We start from the raw sequence: 25,131 nt of genomic DNA, 5'->3' as shown, positions 1-25,131 counted from the left end.
CCTTGCTACTGCGCCGATGCGTCGGTGGTCGTCAGATTGACTGTCGAGGCGTTCAATGGCCCATTCGTGCTGGCGCTGGTGGTCACTCGCGTTCCAACCTGCACGTTTTGCAGCCCATTCACCACCACCCGGTCGCCCGATTTCAGCCCAGAATTCACCAACCATTTATAACCGATCATCTGACCGGTGATGATCGACTGCTCCTTGATGCGGTTGTCCGCGCCCACAAGGAAGACATAAGGCCGACCTTTAATGTCATGCATGATCGATTCCTGCGGCACCAGAATGCCCTGCTCAGCAATCCCCTGCGGGAAGCTGGCGTGGACAAACATGCCAGGCAACAGTTCACGCTGCGGGTTGGGGAAGGCTGCACGTAGCGTGACACTGCCAGTGCTTTCATTCACCGTCACTTCTGAGAACTCCAGCCGGCCCTCTTGCGGATAGAGAGTTCCATCTTCCAGCGTCAGTTTCACCGCTGCGGCATGATCGCCGATTTTTTTTAACAGCCCTTCAGCCAGTGCGCGGCGCTGCGCGAGGAGATCCAGTGATGAGGCACTGACATCGACATAAATGGGGTCAAGCTGCTGGATCAGGCTCATATAACTGCTTTGCCCGTTGGTCACCAGCGCCCCTTCGGTAGACAGCGAACGCCCGATTTGGCCGGAGATGGGCGCCCGCACCTGGGTGTAATTGAGGTTAACGCGTGCCGTTTCGACATCGGCTTTCGCTTCGCGAGCACTGGCCACGGCGTCATCGTAGGTCTGTTGGCTGATGGCATGAGCAGCGGCCAGCGGTTTATAGCGTTCAGCCACTTTGTTCGCGTTGATCAAGGTCGCCATTGCCTTGTCGTAGGAGGCCTGGTAACTGGCGGGGTCAATCTGGTAGAGCGATTGTCCGGCCTTCACTTCACTCCCCTCCGTGAACTGTCGTTTCAGTACAATACCGCTGACCTGGGGTCGCACTTCTGCCGTGCGGATGGCCGTGGTACGACCCGGTAACTGTGTAAACAGCGTCACAGGTTCACTGTGCAAGGTGCTGATACCGACATGAACAGACGTGTCTTTGGGCGGTGCAGCGGTCTGGTCGCAGGCGGCCAGCAAAAAAATCAAACTCGCGGGAATCATCCTTAATCGCATGGTGAAATCTCAATTAGATAGTTTTAAATTAATAACGAGAGTGATTACTCTCATAAAGGAAGGGCATTAATAGAGGGTACAAAAATCTGGCTGTGTTAAGTTTCCGCTAAGTTCTTTATCGAAACGCTACGCGTAAGCTTCTCGTGCCGTATCGGATTGGCGGATGCCGATAGCTGTTGCCTCCTGCAATCAATGCCCTGGTTAACCCAGTGGCTCTATTCCCCTCCTTCTGAGTTCACGCCGGGCCAGATCCTTCAGCCAACAGGCGAGCGTCACATTTTCATTGTCAGTTATCGATCTCAACTGATCGTGCAATTGAGGGTGAATACGGAGCTGAAAGGCGGCTGAACGCCCGCCAGTTTTTGGCGTCCTGTCTTTAAGTTTCGGCATGTTATCGGTTCCTGAAGGCCAGAAACGCCCCCTGCAGCGCTACCAACACCTCAGGGGGCTGACACGTCACAATGGAATGCGTCACTGCACCGTGGTGTCTCACCATAGCGCGTTGGTCAGTGCTTATTTTGTCGATTTGTGTAAGTGCCACAGAAAAGTTGTCAGTAAAAGAAACCAACAGGATAGGGCAGTGAAAGAGGGATTTGAGGGCAAAAAAACCCACGCAAACGCGTGGGCGGGGAGTTATTTTGCGGGATCACCCCGGATGGTAAATCGCATCCGGGGCAATATTCATATGCTTCAGCACCGGGCCAATAATGTTGCCGAATACCGGGGCGGCAACCGAGCCACCGAAGTGATCGCCAGCAGTCGGATGGTTAATCATAATCACCAGCGCCACCTGCGGATTACTGGCGGGTGCCACCCCAGCGGTGTAGTTGATATAGCCGCCATCATATTTTCCGCTGTCGCCCATTTTTTCCGCCGTACCGGTTTTGATTGCCAGGCGGTAACCTGGCACAGCGGCACGCAGCCCGCTTCCGCCCGGCAAGGCATCACTCTCCATCATATGCACCACTGCTCGCACCGTATTTTCATCCGCCACACGACGGCCCGCGACCGGCGGGCTAACCCTGGTGATGGACAGCGGCCGATAAATACCAAAGGAACCCAAAGTGGCATATTCACGCGCAATTTGAAGTGGAGTAACGCGCAGACCATAGCCAAACGAGAAGGTCGCACGTTCGATATCGGCCCAGCGCTCACGGTGCAGCGGGAAGTAGCCCACGCTTTCCCCGGTCAACCCTAATCCGGTGGGCTTACCGAGACCAAACGCATGGTAGGTATTCACCAGCACTTCTGCCGGCATTGCCAGGGCAATGTGCGATACGCCAATATCACTGGATTTTTGCAGGATGCCGGTCATGGTCAGGCGCGGCCAGTGGCCAACGTCGCGGATCAAATGACCATTGACGCGATAAGGCGTGGTATCCAGTACCGAATCCGGGCGCACCAGTTTACGCGCCAGCCCTTCCATCACCACCAGCGGTTTCACCGTGGATCCGGGTTCAAAGCTGTCGTTGATGGCCGTGTTGCGCATCTGTGCGGGGGAGACATCGACAAAGTTATTGGGATTAAAAGACGGATAGGACGCCATACCGAGGATCTCCCCGGTATCGATTTTCACCAGCACGGCCGCGCCCGAATCGGCCTTATTCAGCAGCACGCCATCGCGCAGTTTGCTGTACAGAGTGTACTGAACAAATTTATCAATGCTGAGCTGTACGGTGGGCGGCTGCTGCGGCGGATCATAGTTAATCATCGCGACAATGTTGCCACTGGCATCCTGTCGGTATTTTTCCACGCCGGGCGTGCCCTGCAAGAGCTTATCAAAACCCTTTTCCAGCCCGGTCAGCCCGGAATTGTCCGCCCCAACGATACCGAGCAAGGGTGCTGTCGCTTCACTCATCGGGTAGTAACGGCTGTCGTCGTAAACCGTGGTGATCCCCGTCAAATGCAGTTTGACGATATCTTTGGCAATGCCTAATTCAATTTTGCGCCCGAGGTAGAGAAAGCGGCGTTTCGGGTTGGCAGTAATCTGTGCGGCAAGCTGCTCAGGGCGCTGTTCCAGCGCATTAGCAAGGTACTGCCACTTGGGGCTGGTAAAGTCAGGGTGCCCTTCCAGCACGCGCTGTGGGTCCGCAATCACATCGCGGGACGGGACGCTTAACGCCAGCGCTTCGCCGTTACGATCCAGCAACGTTCCCCGGTTAGTCGGCAGAGTGACGGTACGCAATGAGCGTTCATCGGCCTGCTTTTCCAGCATCGGATGGTTGATCAGTTGCAGATCGGCCACGCTCGCCAGCAGGAAGACCAGGCAAGCCAGGACGCCAAGACAGACAACCCGGAAACGCACGGGATTGAACGTGGGTGCAGGCTGAGATTTCGCCGAGTTTCGTTTAATCGGGGGCATGTAGGTTCCGGATGCAGGCTGGGAGATAACTTGCTGGCAGTTATACAAAAAATGGTGTGGAGATAACAGGGAAACAGTGTTTCAGATCGTGAGTGGCACCGGCAGGATAACGCTTGCAGCAACTTAATAAAAAGAAGTTATTAATCAACTTGTTACTTTACTATTCCTGAAAAAAAGGCAAAAAAAACCTGCGCATCTGCGCAGGTTGGTGAAACAAAGCGTTAAAGACTTTTTGATGTTCACCCATCAATACCTCTGGGACTTGAACTGTAGCAATCCAGGACGTGAAGTCGCTACTCAGGAATCGCAACAGTTACCCGCAAAATGTAACCAGCTATGTGATTTGTAGGGTTTTATGCAATGTCTCCCGCAGATCGGTACAGTTTGCTAAATGTTCAGAGCACGCTTCCATTTTATTCACGGGATGCTTTTCAACCCGAAATAACCAGGTTAAATAGTGAGCTCTGTATGAATAAGCGCTATCATCTGTGTTAATAGTTAACACAGGAGAGAGTAATGGCTCGCACAACCAGCGTAACAATAGGTGATCAACTGACTGATTTTGTTAAAAAAATGATAGAAAATGGACGGTATGGTTCGGCCAGCGAAGTGATTCGCTCAGCACTCAGATTACTGGAGCAAAAAGAGATGGAAATGGACGCCCTGAGAAAAGCCATTGAACTGGGTGAATTGAGCGGGGAAAGCACCTTGTCGCTACAGGAAATTGCGGCACAAAATAAAAGGGAACTGAATGTACAAACTGTCAAATCTGGCTGCGGATGATTTTCGACAAATCGATCGCTACAGCCGTACCCGTTTTGGCGCTCGTCAGGCAGATAGCTATGTTGAAGAGATGGCACAATGTCTACGCAGACTGGCAGCATTGCCATTGTCAGGCAGAGAACAAAATGCCATTAAGACAGGGCTACGACGCTGGGATCACCAGCGTCACAGCATCTTTTATCTGATTCGCGACAAAGACATTTTTGTCCTTCGGATACTTCATCAAAAAAGGGATATCGCACAGCAATTTACCGCGCGATAACACGTCTCACCCGTTCATCAGACGGTGACATTCGCTTTTCTGATCTCCACCAGGCAGCTCATGGCATTCGGTCCCTGCGTCAGGGACGAGGTGCCAATATCCAGCGTCAGCACGTTCGGATTCCCGGCCTGGTCGTAAGGCTTCCAGGCTTTGCCGAAGCCCGGATTAAACCATGCTCCGGTGGCAATCAGCACAACCTGCGGGCTGACGCCGTCACTGATGCGCACACCCGCCTGCATGATGCCGCGATCGTTACTGACCTCAATCACATCGCCATCGCTAATGCCACGCGCTGCGGCATCCTGTGGATGCATCAACAAGGTTTCACGCCCGGCGGTTTTATTCGCCTGTACCGATGGCGTGGCATCCATCTGGCTGTGCAGACGATCGTGAGGCTGAATCGAGATCATATGCAGCGGGAAACGCTGGCCAATCGGCGCGCCCAGCCACTCCTGCGGCGGCTGCCACTCAGGATGTGGGCCAAAGTCCGGCAGCTGATATCCGGCAATGGTTTCTGAGAATAGCTCGATCTTACCGCTGGCGGTTTTAATCGGATGGGCCACCGGATCGCGGCGGAAATCTTCCATAAAGACCCAGTCTTTCTCCGACGGCGGGATCTCGACATGCCCTTCGCTCCAGAAGGTGTCAAATTCCGGGAAATCAATGCCCTTGCCATGATGCGCCACCGCGCACTGCTGATAGAGATGCGCGATCCATTCGCGTTCGTTACGGTTTTCCGTAAAGGTATCGCGATAGCCCAGACGCTCAGCGATATCGGCAAAGATATCAAAGTCGTTACGTGCCTGATGCTGTGGTTTAATCGCCTGGTGCATCGCCAGCACAAAGCGGTCTTTTGACGATCCGCCAATATCATTGCGCTCCAGCGAAGTGGTCACCGGCAGGACGATATCGGCCATCTGCGCGGCGGGCGTCCAGACGATGTCCTGCACAATCACCGTATCCGGGCGCTGCCACCCTTCCACCAGACGGTTAAGCTGCTGATGATGATGGAACGGATTACCGCCCGCCCAGTGAACCAGATGAATATCAGGGTAAGTGTGGGTTTGTCCCTGGAAGGTATATTCCGTGCCGGGGTTCAGTAGCATATCGCTGATGCGTGCCACCGGGATCGCCAGGTCGGCAATCGGATTAAATCCGGCAGACATCAGCGGTGATGGCCCTTCCGTGCGCGGGTTACCCACGCTGTTCATCGAGCCGTGGCCGAAGGAGAACCCGGCGCCCGGCAGCCCCGGCTGGCCGAGCATGGAAGAGAGCGCAATCATCATCCAGTACGGCTGTTCGCCACGATGTGCCCGCTGCACGGAGTAGGAACAGGTGATAAAGCTGCGTTTACCGCACAGCTGTGTTGCCAGCAGAGCAATACGCGCCGCCGGAATGCCAGTGATCTCGCTGGCCCACTGCGGTGTTTTCGCCTGGCCGTCGCTCTCACCCAGCAGGTAAGCACGCAGCTGCGGATATCCCACGCAGTGGGATTGCAGGAAGGCGTTATCGACGGCACCCAGACGTTCAATTTCATAACCCAGCGCCAGCATCAGGGCCACGTCGGTATTCGGGCGGATGGGGATCCACTCGGCGTTGACAAACTCCGGGCAGTCATCGCGCATCGGGCTGATATTCACTACCGGCGTGCCTTTCGCCGCCAGCTGTAACAGCGCGGGTTTCAGGCTGTGCTCACCTGCCCCACCTGAAGCCACCTGGCTGTTTTTCAGCGCCAGCCCGCCAAAGGCGATAAAAATGTCACAGTGTGAAACCACGCTTGGCCAGTCCGTTACGCGCCCGGTGAGCGGCATATAGGTGCCAATCACATACGGCAGGAAGAACTGCGCAGCGCCCCAGCTGTAGTTGCCCTGCTGGTCGATGCCGCCACCGCCCAGGTTATAGAAGCGTCTGACCAGGGTGCGCGCATGGTTAACACGTCCGGCAGACGACCAGCCGTAAGAACCATTGAAAATACCGCTGGCGCCGTAACGATCGCGCACGCGGCGATTCTCTTCCGCCACCAGGTCCAGCGCGGTGTCCCAGTCCACTTCAACAAAATCTTCACGCCCACGCAGAGTACGGTCACTCTTTTCACGGGATGCCAGCCACGAACGGCGCACCATCGGCTTGCGGATACGTTTATCGGAGTAGACCAGTTCGGGAATGCTGTTGAGCATCGGTGACGGATCCTGATCCGCGAAAAAAGGCTCACAGCGGAGCAGTTTCCCGTCTTCAACGACGGCGCTAAAGGCGCCCCAGTGGGCGAGGTGTGGCACTTTTTTAATCGTCATGACCGGATCCACTCAGCAGGTGTTTTTATGGAAACCAGAATATCATTTTTCATCATGCCGCGAACAAGCCGTTTTATCGATCGGCTTTGCGATGGCTGCGACATTCTGCGGGGTGATGCAGGCTTGCAGTCACTGGCGCTTTCCGCAACACTAATGACAATGTAAACGCTTACCCAGGAAGGCATTTAACCGATGGCTACAATAAAGGATGTTGCCAGGCTCGCGGGCGTTTCGGTGGCGACCGTGTCGCGTGTGATTAATCACTCCCCTAAAGCCAGTGAAAGTTCGCGCCTGGCAGTGACCAGCGCGATGGAGTCTTTACAATATCATCCCAACGCCAATGCACGGGCGCTGGCACAGCAGTCGACGGAAACCATCGGCCTGGTGGTCGGGGATGTTTCTGACCCGTTTTTCGGTGCGATGGTCAAAGCCGTGGATTCTGTGGCCTGGCAAACCGGTAATTTTTTGCTGATTGGTAACGGTTACCATAATGAGCAGAAAGAGCGCCAGGCAATTGAGCAACTGATGCGCCATCGCTGCGCCGCGCTGGTGGTTCATGCCAAGCAGGTTCCTGATGCCGAGCTGGTGCCGCTGATGAAGCAGATCCCGGGAATGGTGCTGCTAAACCGCGTGCTGCGGGGTTTTGAAACTCGCTGTATTGCGCTGGATGACCGTTACGGTTCCTGGCTGGCGACGCGCTATCTGATCCAGCAGGGGCACACCAATATTGCTTACATCTGCTCGACGCATTCCATTTCTGATGCCACCGACCGGCTGCAAGGCTATTACGATGCATTGAAAGAGCACAACCTGCCCTGTAATGACCGCCTGGTGGCCTTCGGCGAGCCGGATGAGGTGGGCGGTGAACAGGCGATGACGGAGCTGCTCGGTCAGGGTAAAACCTTCAGTGCCGTGGCCTGCTATAACGATTCGATGGCGGCGGGCGCGCTGGCGGTGCTGAGTGACAATGGCGTGCGCGTGCCGGAAGAGATGTCATTGATTGGTTTTGATGACGTGCTGGTTTCACGCTATGTGCGGCCGCGTCTGACCACGGTACGTTACCCGATTGTGACGATGGCGCAGCAGGCAGCCGAGCTGGCCCTGGCACTGGCACACAATCAGCCACTGCCGGAGATAACCAACCTGTTCAGCCCAACGCTGGTGCGACGTCATTCGGTGGGATCGCCGCCTTAATACCCCGATGGAGCAACGGGCGAGGCATGCCTCGCCCCTACGGATGCTGCTGCCGGGCATGCCTCACCGTGACAGATATTGCCACTGTTGCGTAGGGGTCGGGCATGCCCGACCCGATTTTATTACAGCGCCTTATGGTACAACCGCACCGCCGTTGCCGGATAATCCAGCGCATCGCCAATATACTGCCAGCCAAAACGCTCGTAATAATCGGCAAAGGCCGAATAGAGATACAGATTCGCATCGCCACGCTGGTGACAGCAGTCGATCACCGCCTGCTGGAGCTGCTCGCTTAATCCCCGCCCCCGGTAATCTTCATCCACGTACAGCGCCGCCAGCCACGGAAACAGATCCTGACGGCTGATCAGATCGCAGCGCCATAATCCCACAGTCCCCACCGGACGATCGCCGTCCAGCGCCACAAAGGTCAGCGGCAGATCGGCACCGCTCAGACTGCTGTCGATCACGCTGGCAAAAAAGTCGCGGCTGTTATCGCTACCAAACGCCTGCCACTGCCAGTCGATAATCGTCTCACGGTGTTCCGGCACGGCGGTTAGCGGCACAATGCGCAGCACACTCACACCAGTTTCCCCTGGAAAATCGGCACCGACTCAAACAGATAACCGTCAAAGTCCGGGGCATCCGCATCCGACAATTCCAGCAGGCTGTGTTTCACATTTTCCAGGTGCTGCCACATCGCCTGCCACGATCCCATCACATCACGACGGCGCAGCGCGGCGAGGATGGTCTGATGATCGCCCAGCCATTTCAGGCGGTAGCTGCGGGTTTCAATATGGCTGCGCAGCTGCTGCCACAGCGGGCTGCTCTCATGATGACGCCAGATGCTGTTAACGGTATCCAGCAGCATCTGATTCTGCGTGGCCCCGGCCAGCAACAGATGGAACAGCTTGTCATTGTCCTGACTTTTATCGTCGAGGGCGATGGCGCGCTGCTCCTGCTCCAGGGTGCGTTTAAGGTTTTCAATATCAGCTTTGGTGGCCATTTTCGCCGCAAACGCGGCGATATTGCTCTCCAGCAGCTGACGCGCCTGCAACATCTCAAACGGCCCGACATCGCTGCGGAAAAACGCCTCCTCTTCGTCACTGCTTTCCGACGGGATGCGCATCACATAAACGCCGGAGCTTTGGCGAATATCCACCGTGCCTTCCAGCTCCAGCATCAATAGCGCTTCACGCACAATGGTGCGGCTGACGCCCCATGTTTCCGCAATATTGCGTTCAGGCGGCAGACGAGAGCCGACCGGATAGTGGCCATCGATGATTTGCTGCCGCAGATCGTGCCCGATTTCCTGATACTGCTTTTTTTCCTGCGCAGGCGCACCTTTGTCCACAGATCCTCACCTTTTAAACCATTATGACCTTCAATTCCGCCTAGCTTACCAAAGCCAGCGCCTGATCGAGTACTTTTGCGCCGTTAAGCGTGCCATAAGCCACCGAATCAATCACCGCAATCGGGATATTGTGGCTGTCGGTGAGCTTGCGATTCTCTTCAAGCTTAAAACGGACCTGCGGCCCCAGCAGCACCACCACCACTTCGCCGGGATAGTTTTCCAGCTCGTCACGCAGATTCTGCTCCGGGATCGCATAGATTTGGTATGCCAGCCCGCGTGCTGCGGCTTCTTTTTCCATGCGTGTCACCACCATTGAGGTGGACATGCCTGCCGCGCAGGCCAGTACGATACGTTGCATCAGTCACTCCTTATTTGGCTTCATCATCCAGCGTGACGGAAAGCTGGCGCTGTTCGCTGACCTGTTGATACCAGTGGGCGGATTTTTTCATCCGGCGCTGACGCTGGCAATCAAGGTCGATTTCAATCAGTCCGTAGCGGTTCTTAAAGGCGTTCATCGGGGAAACATTATCGGTGAAGGCCCAGAGCATATACCCCTGGCAGTTCATCCCGGCGGCGTTGGCCCTCAGAGCCTGGTAAAGGTGTTCAGTGATAAAGTCGATGCGGTAGTCGTCCTGAATCTCACCCTCCGCATTTTTAAAGCGTGCTTCGTTCTCAATCCCCATACCGTTTTCGGCGATGAACCACGGGAAGTTGTCGTAATCATTTTTCATCCGCAGCGCCATATCCCAGACGATAGCGGGCTGAATTTCCCACCCGCGCGAGGTGTTCATTCGCCGCCCCGGCAGTTCGAAGTGCTCGTAGTAAAATGCCGGGTGGAACGGCGTTTCCGGGTGCCAGGCGCGTGATGGCGCTTTCACACGGTGCGGGTAATAGAGGTTGATGCCGACTTCATCCACCCGGTTGGCGGCGATAATCGCCAGCTCCTGCGCGTCGTAATCCCACTTCACCTGATGTTTTGCCAGCAACTGAACCAGCTCCGCCGGGTATTCACCTTTGATGGCCGGGTCAAGGAACACGCGGTTGTAGAACAGGTCGTAGATTTCCGCCGCTTTCACATCATGCGCCGCACGGGAACGCGGGTACGTCACCTCCGGGTTGAGGATGGTGCCCACCGTGCCCTGATAACCTTTCTCACGGAACAGCTGTACCACCTTCGCCGTGGCGAGATTCTTGTGGTGGTTCCACTGCATCCATTTGTCGGTGTCCTGCTCATACGGCCAGCGCAGCGCATCCAGATAAACCCGCGTCTGCACCACAATCGGCTCGTTAAAGGTAAACCAGCGCGTCACTTTATGGGCGTAGCGGGCAAACACCTGCTCGGCATAACGGACAAACAGTTCCACCACATGTTTTGAACCCCAGCCGCCGTGCTGCTCCAGCAGTGCTGCGGGCAACTCATAGTGCTCCAGGCACAGCATCGGCTGAATGCCGTTGGCCAGCAGCTCATCGATCAGGCTGTCGTAATACGCAGCGTACTCTTCATCCACCACCGCATTTTCATAGTCGGTAAGAAAGCGCGACCAGTTAATGGAGGTGCGGTAATGCGTCAGCCCTGACGCTTTCATCAAGGCCACATCTTCTTTGTAGCGGTTGATAAAGTCGGTGGCGACCGCCGGGCCGTAACCGTTGTGCCAGACGTGGCGATCGTGCTGATACCAGGCATCCAGGTACGAGTCCTGCCCCGCTTTCTTGCCACTCCAGCCTTCGGTTTGCCACGCGGAGGCAGCAGCCCCGAGGATAAAATCGGCCGGGATAGTGACGTTAATTGTGCTCATCATAGCTCCTTAGTGTTTCGCGAGTTCAGGCTGTAACGCACGCGCGTCAGCAGCCTCCGCACGGCGCGCGGCAATTTTGACAAACGGCAGATAGACCAGTATCGAGACGATAATGCAGACGATTTGCGTCACAACGGCGCCCATCGATCCGGCAGTGGAGAGCCAGGCATTGATGATCGGCGGCGTGGTCCAGGGCACCATCACTACGGCTTTCCCGGCAAACCCGGTGACCGTGGCAAAGTAACCAATCGAGCCGGTGATCAGCGGCGTGATAATGAATGGAATGGCGAGGATCGGGTTGAGCATAATCGGCATGCCGAAAATCACCGGTTCATTGATGTTAAACAGGCCGGGACCGAATGAGAGCTTGGCGATTTCCCGCATCTCTTTACGTTTGGTTGCCAGCATCACCGCTGTCAGCAGGCCTATGGTCAGCCCGGAGCCACCGATACTCATATACACATCCCAGAACGGCATGGTGATGATATTCGGTGCTTCAATTCCCTGCTCAAAGGCGTTCATATTGACCAGGATCGCGCCCAGCAGCAGCGGCTCACGGATCGGTTTCACCATCTGATTACCGTGAATACCGATCACCCAGAACAGCTGGGCGACAAACATCAGCAGCAGAATGCCCCACAGGCTTTGCACCACTGACTCCAGCGGCTCCTGGACAATTTTGTACACCGCGTCATACAGGTACATACCGGTGAACCGGTGGAAGATAAAACCAAAGGTGGCGATGGCCGAGACGGTGAAAATCGACGGGATCAGCGCCGAGAACGACGCGGCGACGTTGGGTGGCACGGTGTCCGGCATTTTGATTTTTAGCCGTTCGATATTTTCCAGCCGGCAATAAATCTCGACGGAGAGAATGGCAATAAACATGCCGAGGAACAGGCTTTTGGTATCAGAGAACTGTTTAGCCAGCACGTCAGTGACCACCTGTAACTGGCCGTTGACCATCATGCTCAGCGTGGTTGGGGTGACGGCGATAAAACAGATGATCGCCAGCAGACCGGGGAACAGCGTTTTGATGCCGTTGATTTTCCCCAGCTCGATGCCGATCAGGAACACCGCACCGATATTCAGAAAACTGAGCGTTGCGTAGTTAATACTGGAGGTAATGGGTTTGAGTTCGGCGAGGAACGACAGCGCTTCAAAGCTTGCCAGCCCGTTCTTGCCATCCAGCACCATATTGGAAATCAGCACCGAAAACGCACCGACAATAATCACCGGCATCAGGGTAATAAACGAGGCCTTGATCGCCATGATATAGCGGTAGCTGTTGAATTTTGTGGCAAAACTCCCCAGCGAGTCGATTAACCGATCCTGTAGAGACATGTATGAATCCTCGAGGTAAGGGGTCAGGCATCCCGGCACTGATATTTGTTGAACTTCCGTTGTTGTGGCATACCAAAAATAAACAATTGCGAGTTATTTACTGTGATATGACTCTCAGAAGCGATCACTGGTATTCCAATAAGATGATTAAACCAATTTTGGTATACCAATGGAGGCGATGATGGATTTCGAGCAGACCATGATGGAATTGCTGATCAATGCGGGTGAAGCACGATCCCACGCCATGAGCGCCATTCAGCATGCCCGTAAGCGCGAATGGCAGCAGGCCGATGCGGCGCTGGCAGCATCGCTGGAGGCATCAAAAGGTGCCCATAAGATACAGACACAGCTGATTGGCGCTGATGAGGGGTGTGGCAAAGTGCCGGTGACGCTGATCCTCGTTCATGCCCAGGATCATCTGATGAATGCGATGCTGTGCCGCGATCTGGCTGAAGAGATTGTGCTGTTGAGGAAAGAGATGTTTGAGCGGTAGGCGCGTACACGGCAACGGGCCGATCGGAAAAGATGATCTTCATTACGGACGGTGCAAATCCCTGGCACGGGCCGATCGGAAAAGATGATCGGCCCCTACACTAAATCGCAATAGGGTGACGGTGTTAAACCTACAGCGAGCACACTTTATGCGGGGATGGGGCCAGTTTGAGGTAAGCCGGACGTCACGCGCCAGGACGGCGCGTGCCGAGGCCCGCATGGATGCGTCTTTTGCCGATCCGGCGTGCTCAAACTGGCCTCAGCCCTGTCACACTGACGGTAGCGAATAAAAAATGATCGTCATTACGAACCGTGTAACCCCCTGCAACGGGCCGATCGGAAAAGATGATCGGCCCCTGGGGCAGGTGAAGGGATTACAGCTCCAGCGCCAGCAGTTCGGCCACGGTTTGCGCACGGCGGATCTGGCGCGACTGGCCGTTTTCGAACAGCACTTCCGGGATCAACGGACGGCTGTTGTAGTTCGACGACATGGAGGCACCGTAAGCGCCGGTATCGTGGAACACCAGATAATCACCCACCTTGACTGCAGGCAGTGCGCGGGTTTCAACTTTGCCGCCTTCCAGCTGGGTAAAGACATCACCCGACTCACACAGCGGCCCGGCCACCACGCTTTCAATGGTGTTCTGCTCGTCCAGCGTGCGACCGTCGCCAGCAATGGCCGAAATATGGTGATAGCTGCCGTACAGTGACGGACGCATCAGGTCGTTAAAGCCCGCATCCACCAGCACAAAGTGGCGGCTGCCCATCGATTTAACCGCCCGCACCTGGCTGACCAGCACGCCGGATTCTGCTACCAGGAAACGCCCAGGTTCGATTTCCAGTTTCACCGGATGACCCAGATGCTGCGCCACACGCTGGCGAGCGGCGTCCCACAGACCGTAATAGTGGTTGGTATCAATAGTCTCTTCGCCAAAGTGGTAAGGGATCGACAGCCCGCCTCCGGCAGAAATGGCCTCCAGATCCTGACCAAAGCCCACCACCAGGTTTACCATCGCATCGCATACCTGCTCAAGGTGGCTGTAGTCCACGCCAGAACCGATATGCATGTGGATCCCCACCAGCTTCAGCTGATGCTGCTGAATGGCTTCCAGCGCCAGGGCCATATCGCCATGCCAGATACCGTGCTTGCTGTTTTCACCGCCGGTGTTGGTTTTCTGGCTGTGGCCGTGACCAAAACCCGGGTTAACGCGCAGCCAGACTGGGTGCCCGGCAGATGCCTGCCCCAGCTGATGCAGCATATCGACGGAACCGGCATTAACCGGCACTTTCAGCTCGGCAACGCGTGCCAGCGTAGGCGCATCCAGCAGATCGGCGGTAAACACAATCTCATCACCACCGGCCTGATAACCTGCGGCCAGCGCACGTTCGATCTCGCCCAGCGAAACAGAATCCACCTTCACGCCTGCGGCACGCATCAGGCGCAGAATATGAATGTTGGAACAGGCTTTCTGTGCAAAACGCACCACATCAAACTGCTGAAGCTGGCTGATGCGCGCCTGAATGATGCTGGCATCATAGGCCCAGAAAGGACCGCCATAGTGGCGTGCCAGCGGTAACAGGTTGTCCTGAGTCAGGGCGGTGGAAGTGTCGGTAAGCAGGCGTGGCATAAGGATTCTCCATAAGTTTATGCCTGTATTACGCCACAGGCTGAGGCGGGATAAAAATATCTGTTTTATCGCACTCTATTCATCCATGATATGGCCTGAACTTTTATCATTCCCAGGAGCCGAACGTGGCTGGCGTTTCTCTGCGTCATATTGAAATTTTCCATGCGGTGGTCACGACTGGCAACCTGACGGAAGCGGCAACGCTGTTGCATACTTCGCAACCGACCGTCAGCCGTGAGCTGGCGCGTTTTGAAAAACTGATTGGCCTGCAACTGTTTGAACGGGTGCGCGGCCGCCTGCAACCTACCGTGCAGGGTCTGCTTCTGTTTGAAGAGGTGCAGCGATCCTGGTATGGGCTGGACCGCATTATCAGTGCCGCCGAAGGATTACGTCAGTTTCGCCAGGGGGAGCTGTCGGTGGCCTGCCTGCCGGTGTTTTCACAGTCGTTACTGCCGCTGCTGTGCCAACCCTTTATGGCACGCTACCCGGACCTCAGCCTGAATATTATTCCGCAGGAGTCACCGTTGCTGGAAGAGTGGCTATCGGCACAGCGTTACGATCTGGGGCTGACCGAAACCACGCATACTCCCGCAGGAACCGAGCGCACGGCCCTGTTTACCGGCGATGAAGTCTGCGTGTTGCCGGAGGGGCATCTGCTGGCCAGCCGCGACTGTCTGACACCGCAGGATTTTGCCGGGCAGCGCTATATCAGCCTGTCACGCACCGACAGTTACCGACAGCTGCTGGATGGGTTATTTAGCGATCAGGGTGTGCAGCGACGTATGGTGATGGAGACGCACAGTGCGGCGTCGGTGTGTTCGATGGTAAGAGCTGGCGTGGGCGTGTCGATTGTGAACCCGCTGACGGCGCTGGATTACGCCGACAGCGGAGTGGTGATACGGCGTTTCAGCATCGCCGTGCCGTTTACCGTCAGTCTTATCCGGCCGCGCCACCGGCCCGCCTCGGCACTGGTAGAAGCGTTCAGCCAGCATTTGCAACAGCAGGCGGGCCTGTTCAGCCAGCGCCTGCAACAACGACTGATTTAGTGCGCAGCCCCGGCGGGCTGCGGCTGGCCGCGTGAGCCACGGAAGGTATACAGGCAGACCAGCAGGCCGATAATCGCCAGCACAGCGGCCGAAACCGGCACCGCCGTCAGGCCGTAGCCGCCGCCAATCACCGCACCGCCCACCCAGGCACCCAGTGCGTTACCGACGTTAAAGGCCGAGATATTCAGTGTCGACACCAGATTGGGCGCATCTTTGCCGTGGCGGACCACGTTGATTTGCAGCGCCGGCACCATCGCGAAGGTCGCCATCGCCCACAGGAACAGGGTGATTTCCGCCAGCCACAGTGAATGGCTGGTCCAGCTAAACAGCAGGGAGAACACGGCGATCAGCGAGAAGCTGAGGATCAGGCTGAACGATACTTTCCAGTCCGCCAGCTTGCCGCCGAGGATGTTGCCCACGGTCAGGCCGGCACCGATCAGGAACAGCGTCCAGCTGACGCCACGATCGGTAATCCCCGTCACCTGCAACAGCAGCGGCGCAATATAGCTGAATAAGGCGAACATCGCGGCGGCAAAAAACACCGTCATCAGCAACGACAGCCACAGCTTGCCATTATTCAGCGCACTGACTTCGGATGCCAGATGCACCGGCTTTTCATCACGGTTAGTCGGCAGGCTGACAATCAGGCCGATAAACGCCAGAACGCCAATCACCGCCACGCCCCAGAAGGTAGCTCGCCAGCCAAACATCTGACCAAACCAGGTTCCCAGCGGCACGCCCAGCACGTTGGCCAGCGTTAAGCCGGTGAACATCAGCGCAACGGCCGACGCCTGTTTACCCGGCGCCACCAGGCTGGCAGCGACCACCGCCCCGATGCCAAAGAAGGCACCGTGACACAGCGCCGTCACAACGCGGGCCAGCATCAGCAGGTTATAGGTGTACGCCAGCGCACAGAGAATATTCCCGATAATAAAAATCGCCATCAGCAGGGTCAGCGTACGTTTGCGCGGCAGCTTCGCGGTCAGCAGCGCCATAATCGGTGCGCCAATCGCCACACCCAGCGCGTAACCGCTGATCAGCCAGCCCGCTGATGGAATCGACACCCGCAGGTCATTCGCCACTTCCGGCAACAGCCCCATAATGACAAATTCGGTGGTGCCGATAGCAAAGGCACTCAACGCCAGCGCCAGTAATGAAACAGGCATGTCACACACTCCCAGGATAATTGGTGAAGAATACTTCCCTAAATAATTTGAGCTGAAGAAAGGCGGCAAGCCCGCTCACCTTCAGCTTGAAGTATGACGGGTAAATTTGATCTGCGTCACAGCGATGCATTAAAGCACAGCTGATGAATGCCTTACAGCCCGCTATCAGCAAGGGTCTGTTGCCTGGGCGGCAAGAATCCGACGGAGGGAATGATAAATCGGTGAGAAAAATGCGATCGTGCGCTTATTCTGTCGTTTTTCTTCGCTATACTTTGCGTAATCATTTTATTACATCATTTTTTCTAACCATTTATTTTTGCGATTCATCTGAGTTTTTGAAAATCCGATTGAGCCTTGCTGCCTCTTCTCTGGTCATTGCCAGGTTTGATGCTGCATTTGATACATTAAAGTTCTGCGACAGATGGCCGATATGCCTGTAAATGAGGTTATGACAATTCCTGCCGTACCCGAATCACTCATCACTGAGGAGACCCGATGCGACTCGCCATTTGCCTGCTAGCCCTGTTTCTGGGCGGGTGTTCCGTAGGGAAGTACCAGTACAGCAGTGAAGCGCACGATCGGGTTGATATGACGGTCACCGGCATCCCGACCGTATTGGGTTTGGGTACGCTGGGCACCACCATCCCCCTGACGGCTGACTACAGCCTGACCGCGGCTCATGTGGCGAAATTCTCCCTGTATCGCGTTAAGTCGTATCATCCCGAGTGCGATCTGGCGGTGGTCTATCATAAAAATGATAACGTCCCGGCACCGCATTTTCGCAACGGCCTGATTGGCGATAAGGTGAAGCTTTACGGTTACAGCTTTATTTCGGCGATGCCGGTGGCCTCTAACGGCACCAATCTGATCAATACCGGGCTGAAAAACACCTGGAATAAAGTCAGTTGCGTGGTGGTGGCGTCCGATGCGGGCGTGGTGCAGGGCATGTCAGGTGGCGCGGTCTACAACGCGTCTGACGATTCGATTGGCGGAGTCATTGTCGGCTACAGCAAACGCATTAACGATATGAAAACCGGCAAAACGCTGTACAAAGATGTCTCGTTGTATATCCCGTATGCGCGCTTTAAAGACTGGCTGAATGACGCGGTGAAGTCCTGATCACCGGTTAAATACCGCTTCACAGACATAAAAACGGCCAGCAATGCTGGCCGTTTTTCATCGATTTTTCGCTTACTTATTCGTCGGGCGCAGTGCCGGGAACAGGATCACATCGCGGATAGTGTGGCTGTTGGTAAACAGCATCACCATACGGTCGATACCAATACCCAGACCCGCCGTTGGCGGCAGGCCATGTTCCAGCGCCGTCACGTAATCTTCGTCATAGAACATCGCTTCGTCATCACCGGCATCTTTCGCGTTAACCTGTTGCAGGAAACGCTCTGCCTGATCTTCCGCATCATTCAGCTCTGAGAAGCCGTTGCCGATTTCGCGGCCGCCGATAAAGAACTCGAAGCGGTCAGTGATTTCCGGGTTCTGATCATTGCGGCGTGCCAGCGGCGACACTTCTGCCGGGTATTCCGTGATGAACGTTGGCTGGATCAGATGCACTTCTGCGGTCTCTTCGAAGATCTCAGTGACCAGACGGCCGAGGCCCCAGCTCTTCTCGACTTTGATACCCAGAGACTGAGCAATCGCTACCGATTTATCAAAGTCGTCAAGGTCAGCCACATCGGTCTGCGGACGGTATTTCAGAATCGCTTCTTTCATCGTCAGCTTATCGAATGGCTTGCCGAAGTCGAACTCCTGCTCACCGTAAGGAACAACGGTAGTACCAAGAACATCCTGTGCCAGCGTACGGAACAGACTTTCGGTCAGTTCGATCAGATCTTTGTAATCCGCATACGCCATATAGAGTTCCATCATGGTGAACTCTGGGTTATGACGCGGCGAAATACCTTCGTTACGGAAGTTACGGTTGATTTCGAACACGCGGTCGAAACCACCCACCACCAGACGCTTCAGATACAGCTCTGGGGCAATACGCAGGTACATATCGATGTCCAGCGCATTGTGATGGGTGATAAACGGACGGGCAGATGCACCGCCAGGGATCACCTGCATCATCGGGGTTTCCACTTCCATAAAGTCACGGCCGACCATAAAGCTGCGGATGCCCGCCATGATCTGGGAGCGAATTTTGAAGGTGTTGCGCGAGTCGTCGTTCGAGATCAGGTCAAGGTAACGCTGACGGTAACGGGTTTCCTGATCGGCCAGGCCGTGGAATTTGTCCGGCAGCGGGCGCAGTGCTTTGGTCAGCAGGCGCAGTTCGCTACAGTGGATAGACAGTTCGCCGGTTTTGGTCTTAAACAACTTACCGCGTGCGCCGAGGATATCGCCGAGATCCCACTTTTTGAACTGTTCGTTATAGATGCCTTCCGCCAGATCATCGCGGGATACGTACAGCTGAATACGGCCGCCCACATCCTGTAACGTCACAAAGGAGGCTTTACCCATAATACGGCGGGTCATCATACGGCCAGCTACGCTGACTTCGATGCCCAAATCGGACAGCTCTTCGTTCTCTTTATCACCAAACTCGGCATGCAGAGTGTCTGCGGTGCGATCGCGGCGGAAATCGTTCGGAAATGCCACGCCAGTTTCACGCAGTGCAGCCAGCTTTTCGCGACGCGCTTTGAGTTCGTTATTCAGTTCAATGGCGGCATCAGCGGCCTGCGGTTGTTGTTCAGACATGTGAGTTCCTTATAAACCTGCTTTCAAACTTGCTTCAATGAAACGATCCAGATCGCCGTCCAGAACCGCCTGAGTATTACGTGTCTCCACGCCAGTACGCAGATCCTTGATGCGGGAATCATCCAGCACGTAAGAGCGGATCTGGCTGCCCCAGCCGATGTCAGACTTGTTGTCTTCCGCCGTCTGTTTGTCAGCATTTTTTTTCTGCATTTCGTATTCGTACAGTTTGGCGCGCAGCTGTTTGAAGGCCTGATCTTTGTTTTTATGCTGAGAGCGGTCATTCTGGCACTGCACGACAATGTTGGTCGGTAAGTGGGTAATACGCACCGCCGATTCGGTTTTGTTGACGTGCTGACCACCCGCACCAGAGGCGCGGTAAACGTCGATGCGCAGGTCGGCCGGGTTGATGTCGATGTCGATGTTGTCGTCCACTTCAGGGTAGATAAACACCGAACTGAACGAGGTATGACGACGGCCGCCTGAGTCAAACGGGCTTTTACGCACCAGGCGATGCACGCCGGTTTCAGTACGTAACCAGCCGAATGCGTAGTCGCCGATGATTTTGATGGTCGCGGATTTGGTTCCGGCCACTTCACCGTCAGACTCTTCAATAATTTCGGTTTTAAAACCGCGTGCTTCCGCCCAGCGCAGGTACATGCGCAGCAGCATGCTGGCCCAGTCCTGAGCTTCTGTGCCGCCGGAGCCGGCCTGGATATCCATGTAGCAGTCAGCGCTGTCGTATTCGCCGGAGAACATGCGACGGAATTCTAATTCGCCGAGTTTCTTTTCCAGCACGTCGAGTTCAGCAATGGCTTCATTGAAGGTGTCTTCATCGTCGGCTTCCACCGCCAGTTCCAGCAGGCCTGCAACATCTTCCAGTCCTTGCTCCATCAGATCCAGCGTTTCCACAACCGCTTCTAATGCGGAACGTTCTTTACCCAGCGCCTGGGCGCGATCGGGTTCGTTCCACACATCGGGTTGTTCAAGTTCGGCGTTTACTTCCTGAAGACGTTCTTTCTTGGCATCATAGTCAAAGATACCCCCGAAGAACGCTGCTGCGCTCTGTGAGATCCTGAATACGGTTCTTTACCGGATTAATTTCAAACATGGTTTTTAATCTTTTTAGGTGATCGAAATGGACGTAATTGTAACCACGCAGTTTAACCGAAATAGCGCACAGTTTGTAGCACTGAACACGCATTGCGTGTTCAGTGCTGTAGGGACTAACCTTCTGTTTCGGTCAGCCCAAAACGCCTGAGCAACCACATTCCTGGATACCATGGAGAATCGTCATGTCTGTTACCGATGCCCTGTTGGCATTTACCTTTGCCGCCACATTGCTGACTTTGACACCGGGGCTGGATACCGCGCTGATTTTGCGCACCTCCACGGTTGAAGGAACGAAGAAGGCTATTCAGGCTCAGTTGGGCATTAATGCCGGTTGCCTGGCGTGGGCCGCAGCCGTTGCGTTTGGCCTGGGTGCGCTGATTGCCGTGTCCGAGCTGGCCTATAACCTGCTGAAGTGGTGCGGCGCGGGTTACCTTGCCTGGCTTGGCGTGCAGATGCTGCTGAAACCCCGCCAGAAAATGGGCGACGTCAACCTGAACAATGGCAGTCAAAACTGGTTTCTGCGGGGCTTTTTCGGCAATCTGCTCAATCCAAAAGTCGGGATTTTTTACGTCTCATTCCTGCCGCAGTTTATTCCGGCCGGGCATTCGCCGGTGATGTGGACGTTTGGACTGGTCATGATCCATGTGGTTTTGGGCACGTTGTGGTCCGCGCTGCTGATTGGCAGCACGCGCCGTCTTTCAGGCTGGCTGAAACGGGAGAAGGTGGTGACATGGCTGGATCGTACAACTGGGGGGGTATTTCTGCTGTTTGCCGCGAGGCTGGCATTAAGTCGCCGACCGGGCTGAGGTAAAAAGGGGCGACCGAAAAAAAAGGTCGCCCCCTACAGCATGCGGATACCTGGCCCGAAGGGGCTGACCCTCTGTTTCGGTCAGCCCGCAAGCACGGAGTCCAGGGTGGGTTATAACGCCCAGAGATGATCGATGATCAACTGCACATTACGGTTGCCACGGAACTCGTTGATATCCAGCTTGTAGGCCAGCTCAACCTGTTTCACGCTGGGATCGGGCCACAGTGCCGTATCGATGTTAAAGGCGATGCCGTCCAGCAAAGGACCACCGCCCAGCGGTTCAATCATCATTTTCAGATGACGCTCACCCACCAGCTTCTGCTGTAACAGTTTAAATTTGCCGTCAAACGTTGGCTCCGGGAAGGCCTGGCCCCAGGGACCGGCTTCGCGCAGCAGTTCAGCAGTGGGCAACGTCAACTCCTGCGCCATCAGCTCACCATCTGACCAGATCACGCCCTGAAGGGATTCCGCATCCAGCCAGTCGCCTACCAGATCGGCAAAACACTGGCGGAAGCGCTCAAAGTTCGCCTTTTCCAGTGACAATCCTGCCGCCATTGCATGACCACCAAATTTGATGATCAGCCCCGGATTCAGGGTGTCCAGCCGTTCCAGCGCATCACGCATATGCAGCCCGGCAATCGAGCGTCCTGAGCCTTTCAGCGTGCCGTCGCCTGCTGGCGCAAAAGCGATCACCGGTCGATGGAAGCGCTCTTTCAGCCGGGAAGCCAGAATACCGACCACGCCCTGATGCCATTCAGGGTGATACATAGCAATACCGAGCGGTAATGCGTCACTGCTGCTTTCCAGACGGTCGCACAGTGCCAGCGCTTCCGACTGCATGCCCTGCTCTATCTCTTTTCGCGTCTGATTCAGTGCATCCAGCTCGCTGGCTAACATGCGCGCCTGGCCCAGATCTTCACTCAGCAACAGCGCCACCCCGACCGACATATCATCCAGCCGCCCGGCGGCATTCAGGCGCGGGCCAAGGGCGAAACCTAAATCACTGGCGGCCAGCTGGCGCGCATCACGGTTAGCAATCTCCAGCAGTGCCCGGATGCCAGGACGGCATTTGCCCGCACGAATGCGGCTCAGGCCCTGCCAGACCAGAATGCGGTTGTTAGCATCCAGTGGCACCACATCCGCCACTGTACCGAGCGCAACCAGATCCAGCCACTCGGCCAGGTTCGGCAGCGTGGTGACGCCGCTGTCGCGCAACTGCGCACGCAGTGCCAGCATCAGATAAAACGCTACGCCCACACCCGCCAGCGATTTGGACGGAAACGCGCAGTCGTTGAGATTAGGGTTAACAATGGCATCGGCGGCGGGCAGCGTATCGCCCGGTAAGTGGTGATCGGTGACCACCACGGAAATGCCTTTTTCATGGGCCAGCGCCACGCCCGCATGGGAAGAGATGCCGTTATCCACGGTGACGATCAGCTGCGCGCCGCGTGCTGCCGCCTGTTCAACCACTTCCGGGCTAAGACCGTAACCATCATCAAAACGGTTAGGCACCAGATATTTGATGTTCTGACCGCCCATGCTGCGCAACGCCAGCACCGTAAGCGCCGTGCTGGTGGCACCATCGGCATCGAAATCGCCAACAATCATGATGCAGAGGTTATCGGCCAGCGCGCGTTGCAGGATGTCGACCGCCGCCTGAATGCCACTGAGTGACTGGAAGGGATGCAGGTATTTCGCCCCGCGCTCCAGTTCACTGGCCTGGCGGATGCCACGATGGGCATACAGACGACGTAACAATGGGTGAAGATCGGCAGGTAACTCGGCCGTTTCCGTCGCCTCGCGACGACGGAGTTCAGTTTTACTGTTCACAAAAATCAGCCGCCGTTTTTCTGGCTGTCGAGGAATTTCTTCAGGTCCTGCGGATTCTGGTAGCCTGGGATCATGCTGCCATTCTCCAGCAGAATAGCTGGGGTGCCCTGGATACCGTAAAGAATACCCAGTTTGTACTGCTGGCCGATATCAATTTTGCCGTCAATCGGGGACACAGCTTCGCCTTTCATTGCCGCATCAAAGGCTTTGCGCGGTTCAGCGGCCGACCAGATAGACTTCATCTCTTTCGCCACATTGCCGTTCATCCCTTCACGCGGGAAGGCCAGATAACGCACGGTAATACCCAGCGCATTGTAGTCAGCCATTTCCTGATGCAGCTTGCGGCAATAGCCGCAGGTGATATCGGTAAACACTGTCACGACATACTGCTGTTTCGGCGCTTTATACACGATCATCTCTTTGCTCAACGCTTCAACTTTCTTTTCCAGAAGCTGATTGGTGACGTTGACCGGCTGACTGCCGCTGACATCATAAAGAGGACCCTGAACGAAATGTTTGCCATCGTCGGTGACGTACAGCACACCGCTTTCGCTCAGCACGGTTTTAAAACCTGGCAAAGGCGAAGGCTGGATCTCGGTCTGCTGTAAGCCCAGCTTACTCAGAGACTGTTTAATCGCGGCATCATCTGCATGAGCCAGTCCACTGGCCAGCGCGATGAGTCCCGAAAGTAACAGGTAATGCTTCTTCATTTTTATGTCCTTATAGCCTGACTAAGCGGGCTGTATGTTTTTGTCGATCAGGCACGTGGATGATGCTGCTGATGGAGCTGGCGCAGCCGTTCTGTCGCTACGTGCGTGTAGATCTGGGTGGTTGATAAATCGCTGTGGCCTAACAACATCTGTACGACACGTAAATCCGCACCGTGGTTCAGCAAATGGGTGGCGAAAGCATGACGCAGGACGTGCGGTGACAGTTTTGCGCTGTCGATGCCTGCTAGTGTGGCGTAATGTTTGATGCGATGCCAGAAAGTTTGCCGGGTCATTTGTTGCGCGCGGTTACTGGGAAACAACACATCGAGCGACTGACCGTTGAGTAACCACGGGCGGCCGTATTCGATAAACTGTTCGATCCAGTGAACCGCTTCTTCGCCCATCGGCACCAGACGCTCTTTATTTCCTTTACCGATAACACGCACCACGCCCTGGCGCAGGCTGATATCGCTGAGGGTCAGCCCAACCAGCTCTGTGACACGCAATCCGGTGGCATAAAGGAGTTCCAGCATCGCCTTATCGCGCAATTCGATGGGCTGATCAAGACACGGCGCCTGTAACAGCCTTTCCACCTGCGCCTCAGAGAGATCCTTGGGCAGGCGCTGCGGCAGTTTCGGCGATGACAGCAGCGCGCTGGGATCGTCCTCACGCAGCTTTTCTCGGTAGAGATACTGGAACAGGCGGCGCATGGCACTGAGCAAACGCGCAGAGCTGGTCGCTTTGTAACCCCCTTCCAGCCGCTCAGCCAGAAAACCCTGCAAGTTAATCGCATCCACCGTCAGCAGAGACAGTTGCTGGTGCTGCAACCAGCCGCAGAGCGATCGCAGGTCAAGTCGGTAAGAGGCAACGGTGTTTTGCGCCAGATTCCGTTCGATCCACAGCGCATCAAGAAATTGCTCAATCAGATCGTTATCCTGCACCCCAACCTCTCTAGTCTGCGATTTTCATGACGCTGAGTGCGCCACATAAAACCACTTTATCCTTAAAAATCATTACGATGCAACATCACACCATCGTACAAAGTCCAGCCATTATGCCTTATTCCTGCCCGGTTCTGATATAATCGCCGCCAGACTTTACGAAAAATGA

At 55.5% G+C, this 25,131-nt stretch carries 22 protein-coding genes; 7 read left to right on the top strand and 15 right to left on the bottom strand.

Annotation, left to right across the window (positions count from 1 at the left end; translation table 11 throughout):
• Positions 1–5: 5 nt before the first annotated feature.
• Entirely contained in the window at positions 6–1,136 is a 1,131-nt protein-coding gene (locus ACFL9S_RS17170; RefSeq protein WP_405263075.1) for an efflux RND transporter periplasmic adaptor subunit, read from the bottom strand.
• A 646-nt stretch (positions 1,137–1,782) separates the two neighbouring features.
• Positions 1,783–3,498: a penicillin-binding transpeptidase domain-containing protein gene (locus ACFL9S_RS17165; RefSeq protein WP_405263074.1), complete on the bottom strand. Its 1,716-nt coding sequence runs from the start codon at positions 3,496–3,498 to the stop codon at positions 1,783–1,785.
• A 516-nt stretch (positions 3,499–4,014) separates the two neighbouring features.
• On the opposite strand from ACFL9S_RS17165, the gene ACFL9S_RS17160 reads away from it, so the two are divergent.
• Positions 4,015–4,281: a type II toxin-antitoxin system ParD family antitoxin gene (locus ACFL9S_RS17160; protein ID WP_405263073.1), complete on the top strand. Its 267-nt coding sequence runs from the start codon at positions 4,015–4,017 to the stop codon at positions 4,279–4,281.
• Positions 4,250–4,543: a type II toxin-antitoxin system RelE/ParE family toxin gene (locus tag ACFL9S_RS17155; protein WP_405263072.1), complete on the top strand. Its 294-nt coding sequence runs from the start codon at positions 4,250–4,252 to the stop codon at positions 4,541–4,543. Before ACFL9S_RS17160 ends, ACFL9S_RS17155 begins: the two co-directional genes overlap by 32 nt.
• 17 nt (positions 4,544–4,560) lie before the next feature.
• On the opposite strand, the gene ACFL9S_RS17150 is transcribed toward ACFL9S_RS17155, so the two are convergent.
• On the bottom strand, positions 4,561–6,834 hold the full coding sequence (locus ACFL9S_RS17150; RefSeq protein ID WP_405263071.1) for a molybdopterin guanine dinucleotide-containing S/N-oxide reductase: 2,274 nt from the start codon (positions 6,832–6,834) through the stop codon (positions 4,561–4,563).
• A gap of 192 nt (positions 6,835–7,026) precedes the next feature.
• Here ACFL9S_RS17150 and galR point away from each other — a divergent pair, with 192 nt between their 5' ends.
• Positions 7,027–8,028 (top strand): HTH-type transcriptional regulator GalR, encoded by a 1,002-nt coding sequence (galR, locus tag ACFL9S_RS17145; RefSeq protein WP_405263070.1) that lies wholly within the window; start codon positions 7,027–7,029, stop codon positions 8,026–8,028.
• A 122-nt stretch (positions 8,029–8,150) separates the two neighbouring features.
• On the opposite strand, the gene ACFL9S_RS17140 is transcribed toward galR, so the two are convergent.
• Genes ACFL9S_RS17140 through ACFL9S_RS17120 form a run of 5 tightly spaced genes read right to left on the bottom strand, consistent with a single transcriptional unit; the run spans position 8,151 to position 12,519 of the window.
• Positions 8,151–8,603: a GNAT family N-acetyltransferase gene (locus ACFL9S_RS17140; protein ID WP_405263188.1), complete on the bottom strand. Its 453-nt coding sequence runs from the start codon at positions 8,601–8,603 to the stop codon at positions 8,151–8,153.
• Between the two features lie 2 nt (positions 8,604–8,605).
• On the bottom strand, positions 8,606–9,379 hold the full coding sequence (locus ACFL9S_RS17135; RefSeq protein ID WP_200643160.1) for an FCD domain-containing protein: 774 nt from the start codon (positions 9,377–9,379) through the stop codon (positions 8,606–8,608).
• Positions 9,380–9,419: 40 nt separating this feature from the next.
• Entirely contained in the window at positions 9,420–9,737 is a 318-nt protein-coding gene (locus ACFL9S_RS17130) for a PTS sugar transporter subunit IIB (protein ID WP_405263069.1), read from the bottom strand.
• 10 nt (positions 9,738–9,747) lie between these two features.
• Complete coding sequence (locus ACFL9S_RS17125) at positions 9,748–11,175, bottom strand: glycoside hydrolase family 1 protein (protein ID WP_405263187.1); 1,428 nt, start codon at positions 11,173–11,175, stop codon at positions 9,748–9,750.
• Between the two features lie 9 nt (positions 11,176–11,184).
• Entirely contained in the window at positions 11,185–12,519 is a 1,335-nt protein-coding gene (locus ACFL9S_RS17120; RefSeq protein WP_405263068.1) for a PTS sugar transporter subunit IIC, read from the bottom strand.
• 181 nt (positions 12,520–12,700) lie between these two features.
• Here ACFL9S_RS17120 and ACFL9S_RS17115 point away from each other — a divergent pair, with 181 nt between their 5' ends.
• Positions 12,701–13,012, top strand: a complete 312-nt coding sequence (locus ACFL9S_RS17115; RefSeq protein ID WP_405263186.1) for a PTS lactose/cellobiose transporter subunit IIA — start codon at positions 12,701–12,703, stop codon at positions 13,010–13,012.
• 373 nt (positions 13,013–13,385) lie between these two features.
• On the opposite strand, the gene lysA is transcribed toward ACFL9S_RS17115, so the two are convergent.
• The gene (gene lysA / locus ACFL9S_RS17110) at positions 13,386–14,639 is read right to left on the bottom strand and encodes a diaminopimelate decarboxylase (RefSeq protein ID WP_405263067.1); all 1,254 of its coding nucleotides are present in this window, start codon (positions 14,637–14,639) and stop codon (positions 13,386–13,388) included.
• 125 nt (positions 14,640–14,764) lie between these two features.
• Here lysA and ACFL9S_RS17105 point away from each other — a divergent pair, with 125 nt between their 5' ends.
• Complete coding sequence (locus tag ACFL9S_RS17105) at positions 14,765–15,685, top strand: LysR family transcriptional regulator (protein WP_405263066.1); 921 nt, start codon at positions 14,765–14,767, stop codon at positions 15,683–15,685.
• Here the strand turns inward: ACFL9S_RS17105 and ACFL9S_RS17100 are convergent.
• Positions 15,682–16,851 carry an MFS transporter gene (locus tag ACFL9S_RS17100; RefSeq protein WP_405263065.1) on the bottom strand — a complete coding sequence of 390 codons (1,170 nt, stop codon included), beginning with the start codon at positions 16,849–16,851 and terminating at the stop codon, positions 15,682–15,684. The two genes, ACFL9S_RS17105 and ACFL9S_RS17100, sit on opposite strands and share 4 nt — an antisense overlap.
• Positions 16,852–17,346: 495 nt before the next feature.
• Here ACFL9S_RS17100 and ACFL9S_RS17095 point away from each other — a divergent pair, with 495 nt between their 5' ends.
• Positions 17,347–17,970: a serine protease gene (locus ACFL9S_RS17095; RefSeq protein WP_405263064.1), complete on the top strand. Its 624-nt coding sequence runs from the start codon at positions 17,347–17,349 to the stop codon at positions 17,968–17,970.
• 72 nt (positions 17,971–18,042) lie between these two features.
• Here the strand turns inward: ACFL9S_RS17095 and lysS are convergent, their stop codons facing one another.
• Together lysS and prfB are read right to left on the bottom strand one after the other, a co-directional pair.
• Entirely contained in the window at positions 18,043–19,563 is a 1,521-nt protein-coding gene (gene lysS, locus ACFL9S_RS17090; protein ID WP_405263063.1) for a lysine--tRNA ligase, read from the bottom strand.
• Between the two features lie 9 nt (positions 19,564–19,572).
• A protein-coding gene (gene prfB, locus ACFL9S_RS17085; RefSeq protein ID WP_405263062.1) for a peptide chain release factor 2 occupies positions 19,573–20,671 on the bottom strand; the annotation gives its coding sequence in 2 pieces (ribosomal slippage) (positions 19,573–20,595 and positions 20,597–20,671; 1,098 coding nt in all).
• A gap of 184 nt (positions 20,672–20,855) precedes the next feature.
• Between prfB and ACFL9S_RS17080 the strand changes: the two genes are divergently transcribed.
• The gene (locus tag ACFL9S_RS17080) at positions 20,856–21,479 is read left to right on the top strand and encodes a LysE family translocator (RefSeq protein ID WP_405263061.1); all 624 of its coding nucleotides are present in this window, start codon (positions 20,856–20,858) and stop codon (positions 21,477–21,479) included.
• 113 nt (positions 21,480–21,592) lie between these two features.
• Here the strand turns inward: ACFL9S_RS17080 and recJ are convergent, their stop codons facing one another.
• From recJ to xerD, 3 genes are read right to left on the bottom strand one after another with little or no spacing between them, the layout of a single operon-like run.
• Positions 21,593–23,311, bottom strand: coding sequence for a single-stranded-DNA-specific exonuclease RecJ (gene recJ, locus ACFL9S_RS17075; RefSeq protein WP_405263060.1), 1,719 nt, complete (start codon positions 23,309–23,311; stop codon positions 21,593–21,595).
• Positions 23,312–23,316: 5 nt separating this feature from the next.
• Positions 23,317–24,021 carry a bifunctional protein-disulfide isomerase/oxidoreductase DsbC gene (gene dsbC, locus ACFL9S_RS17070; RefSeq protein WP_405263059.1) on the bottom strand — a complete coding sequence of 235 codons (705 nt, stop codon included), beginning with the start codon at positions 24,019–24,021 and terminating at the stop codon, positions 23,317–23,319.
• Between the two features lie 47 nt (positions 24,022–24,068).
• On the bottom strand, positions 24,069–24,962 hold the full coding sequence (xerD, locus tag ACFL9S_RS17065) for a site-specific tyrosine recombinase XerD (RefSeq protein ID WP_133846117.1): 894 nt from the start codon (positions 24,960–24,962) through the stop codon (positions 24,069–24,071).
• Positions 24,963–25,131: the final 169 nt, after the last annotated feature.

The organism is Erwinia sp. AnSW2-5, from assembly GCF_045107195.1.
Classification (GTDB): domain Bacteria; phylum Pseudomonadota; class Gammaproteobacteria; order Enterobacterales; family Enterobacteriaceae; genus Erwinia.
The sequence above is the reverse complement of the archived record's forward strand: the minus strand, read 5'-3'. Positions and strand labels throughout refer to the sequence as shown.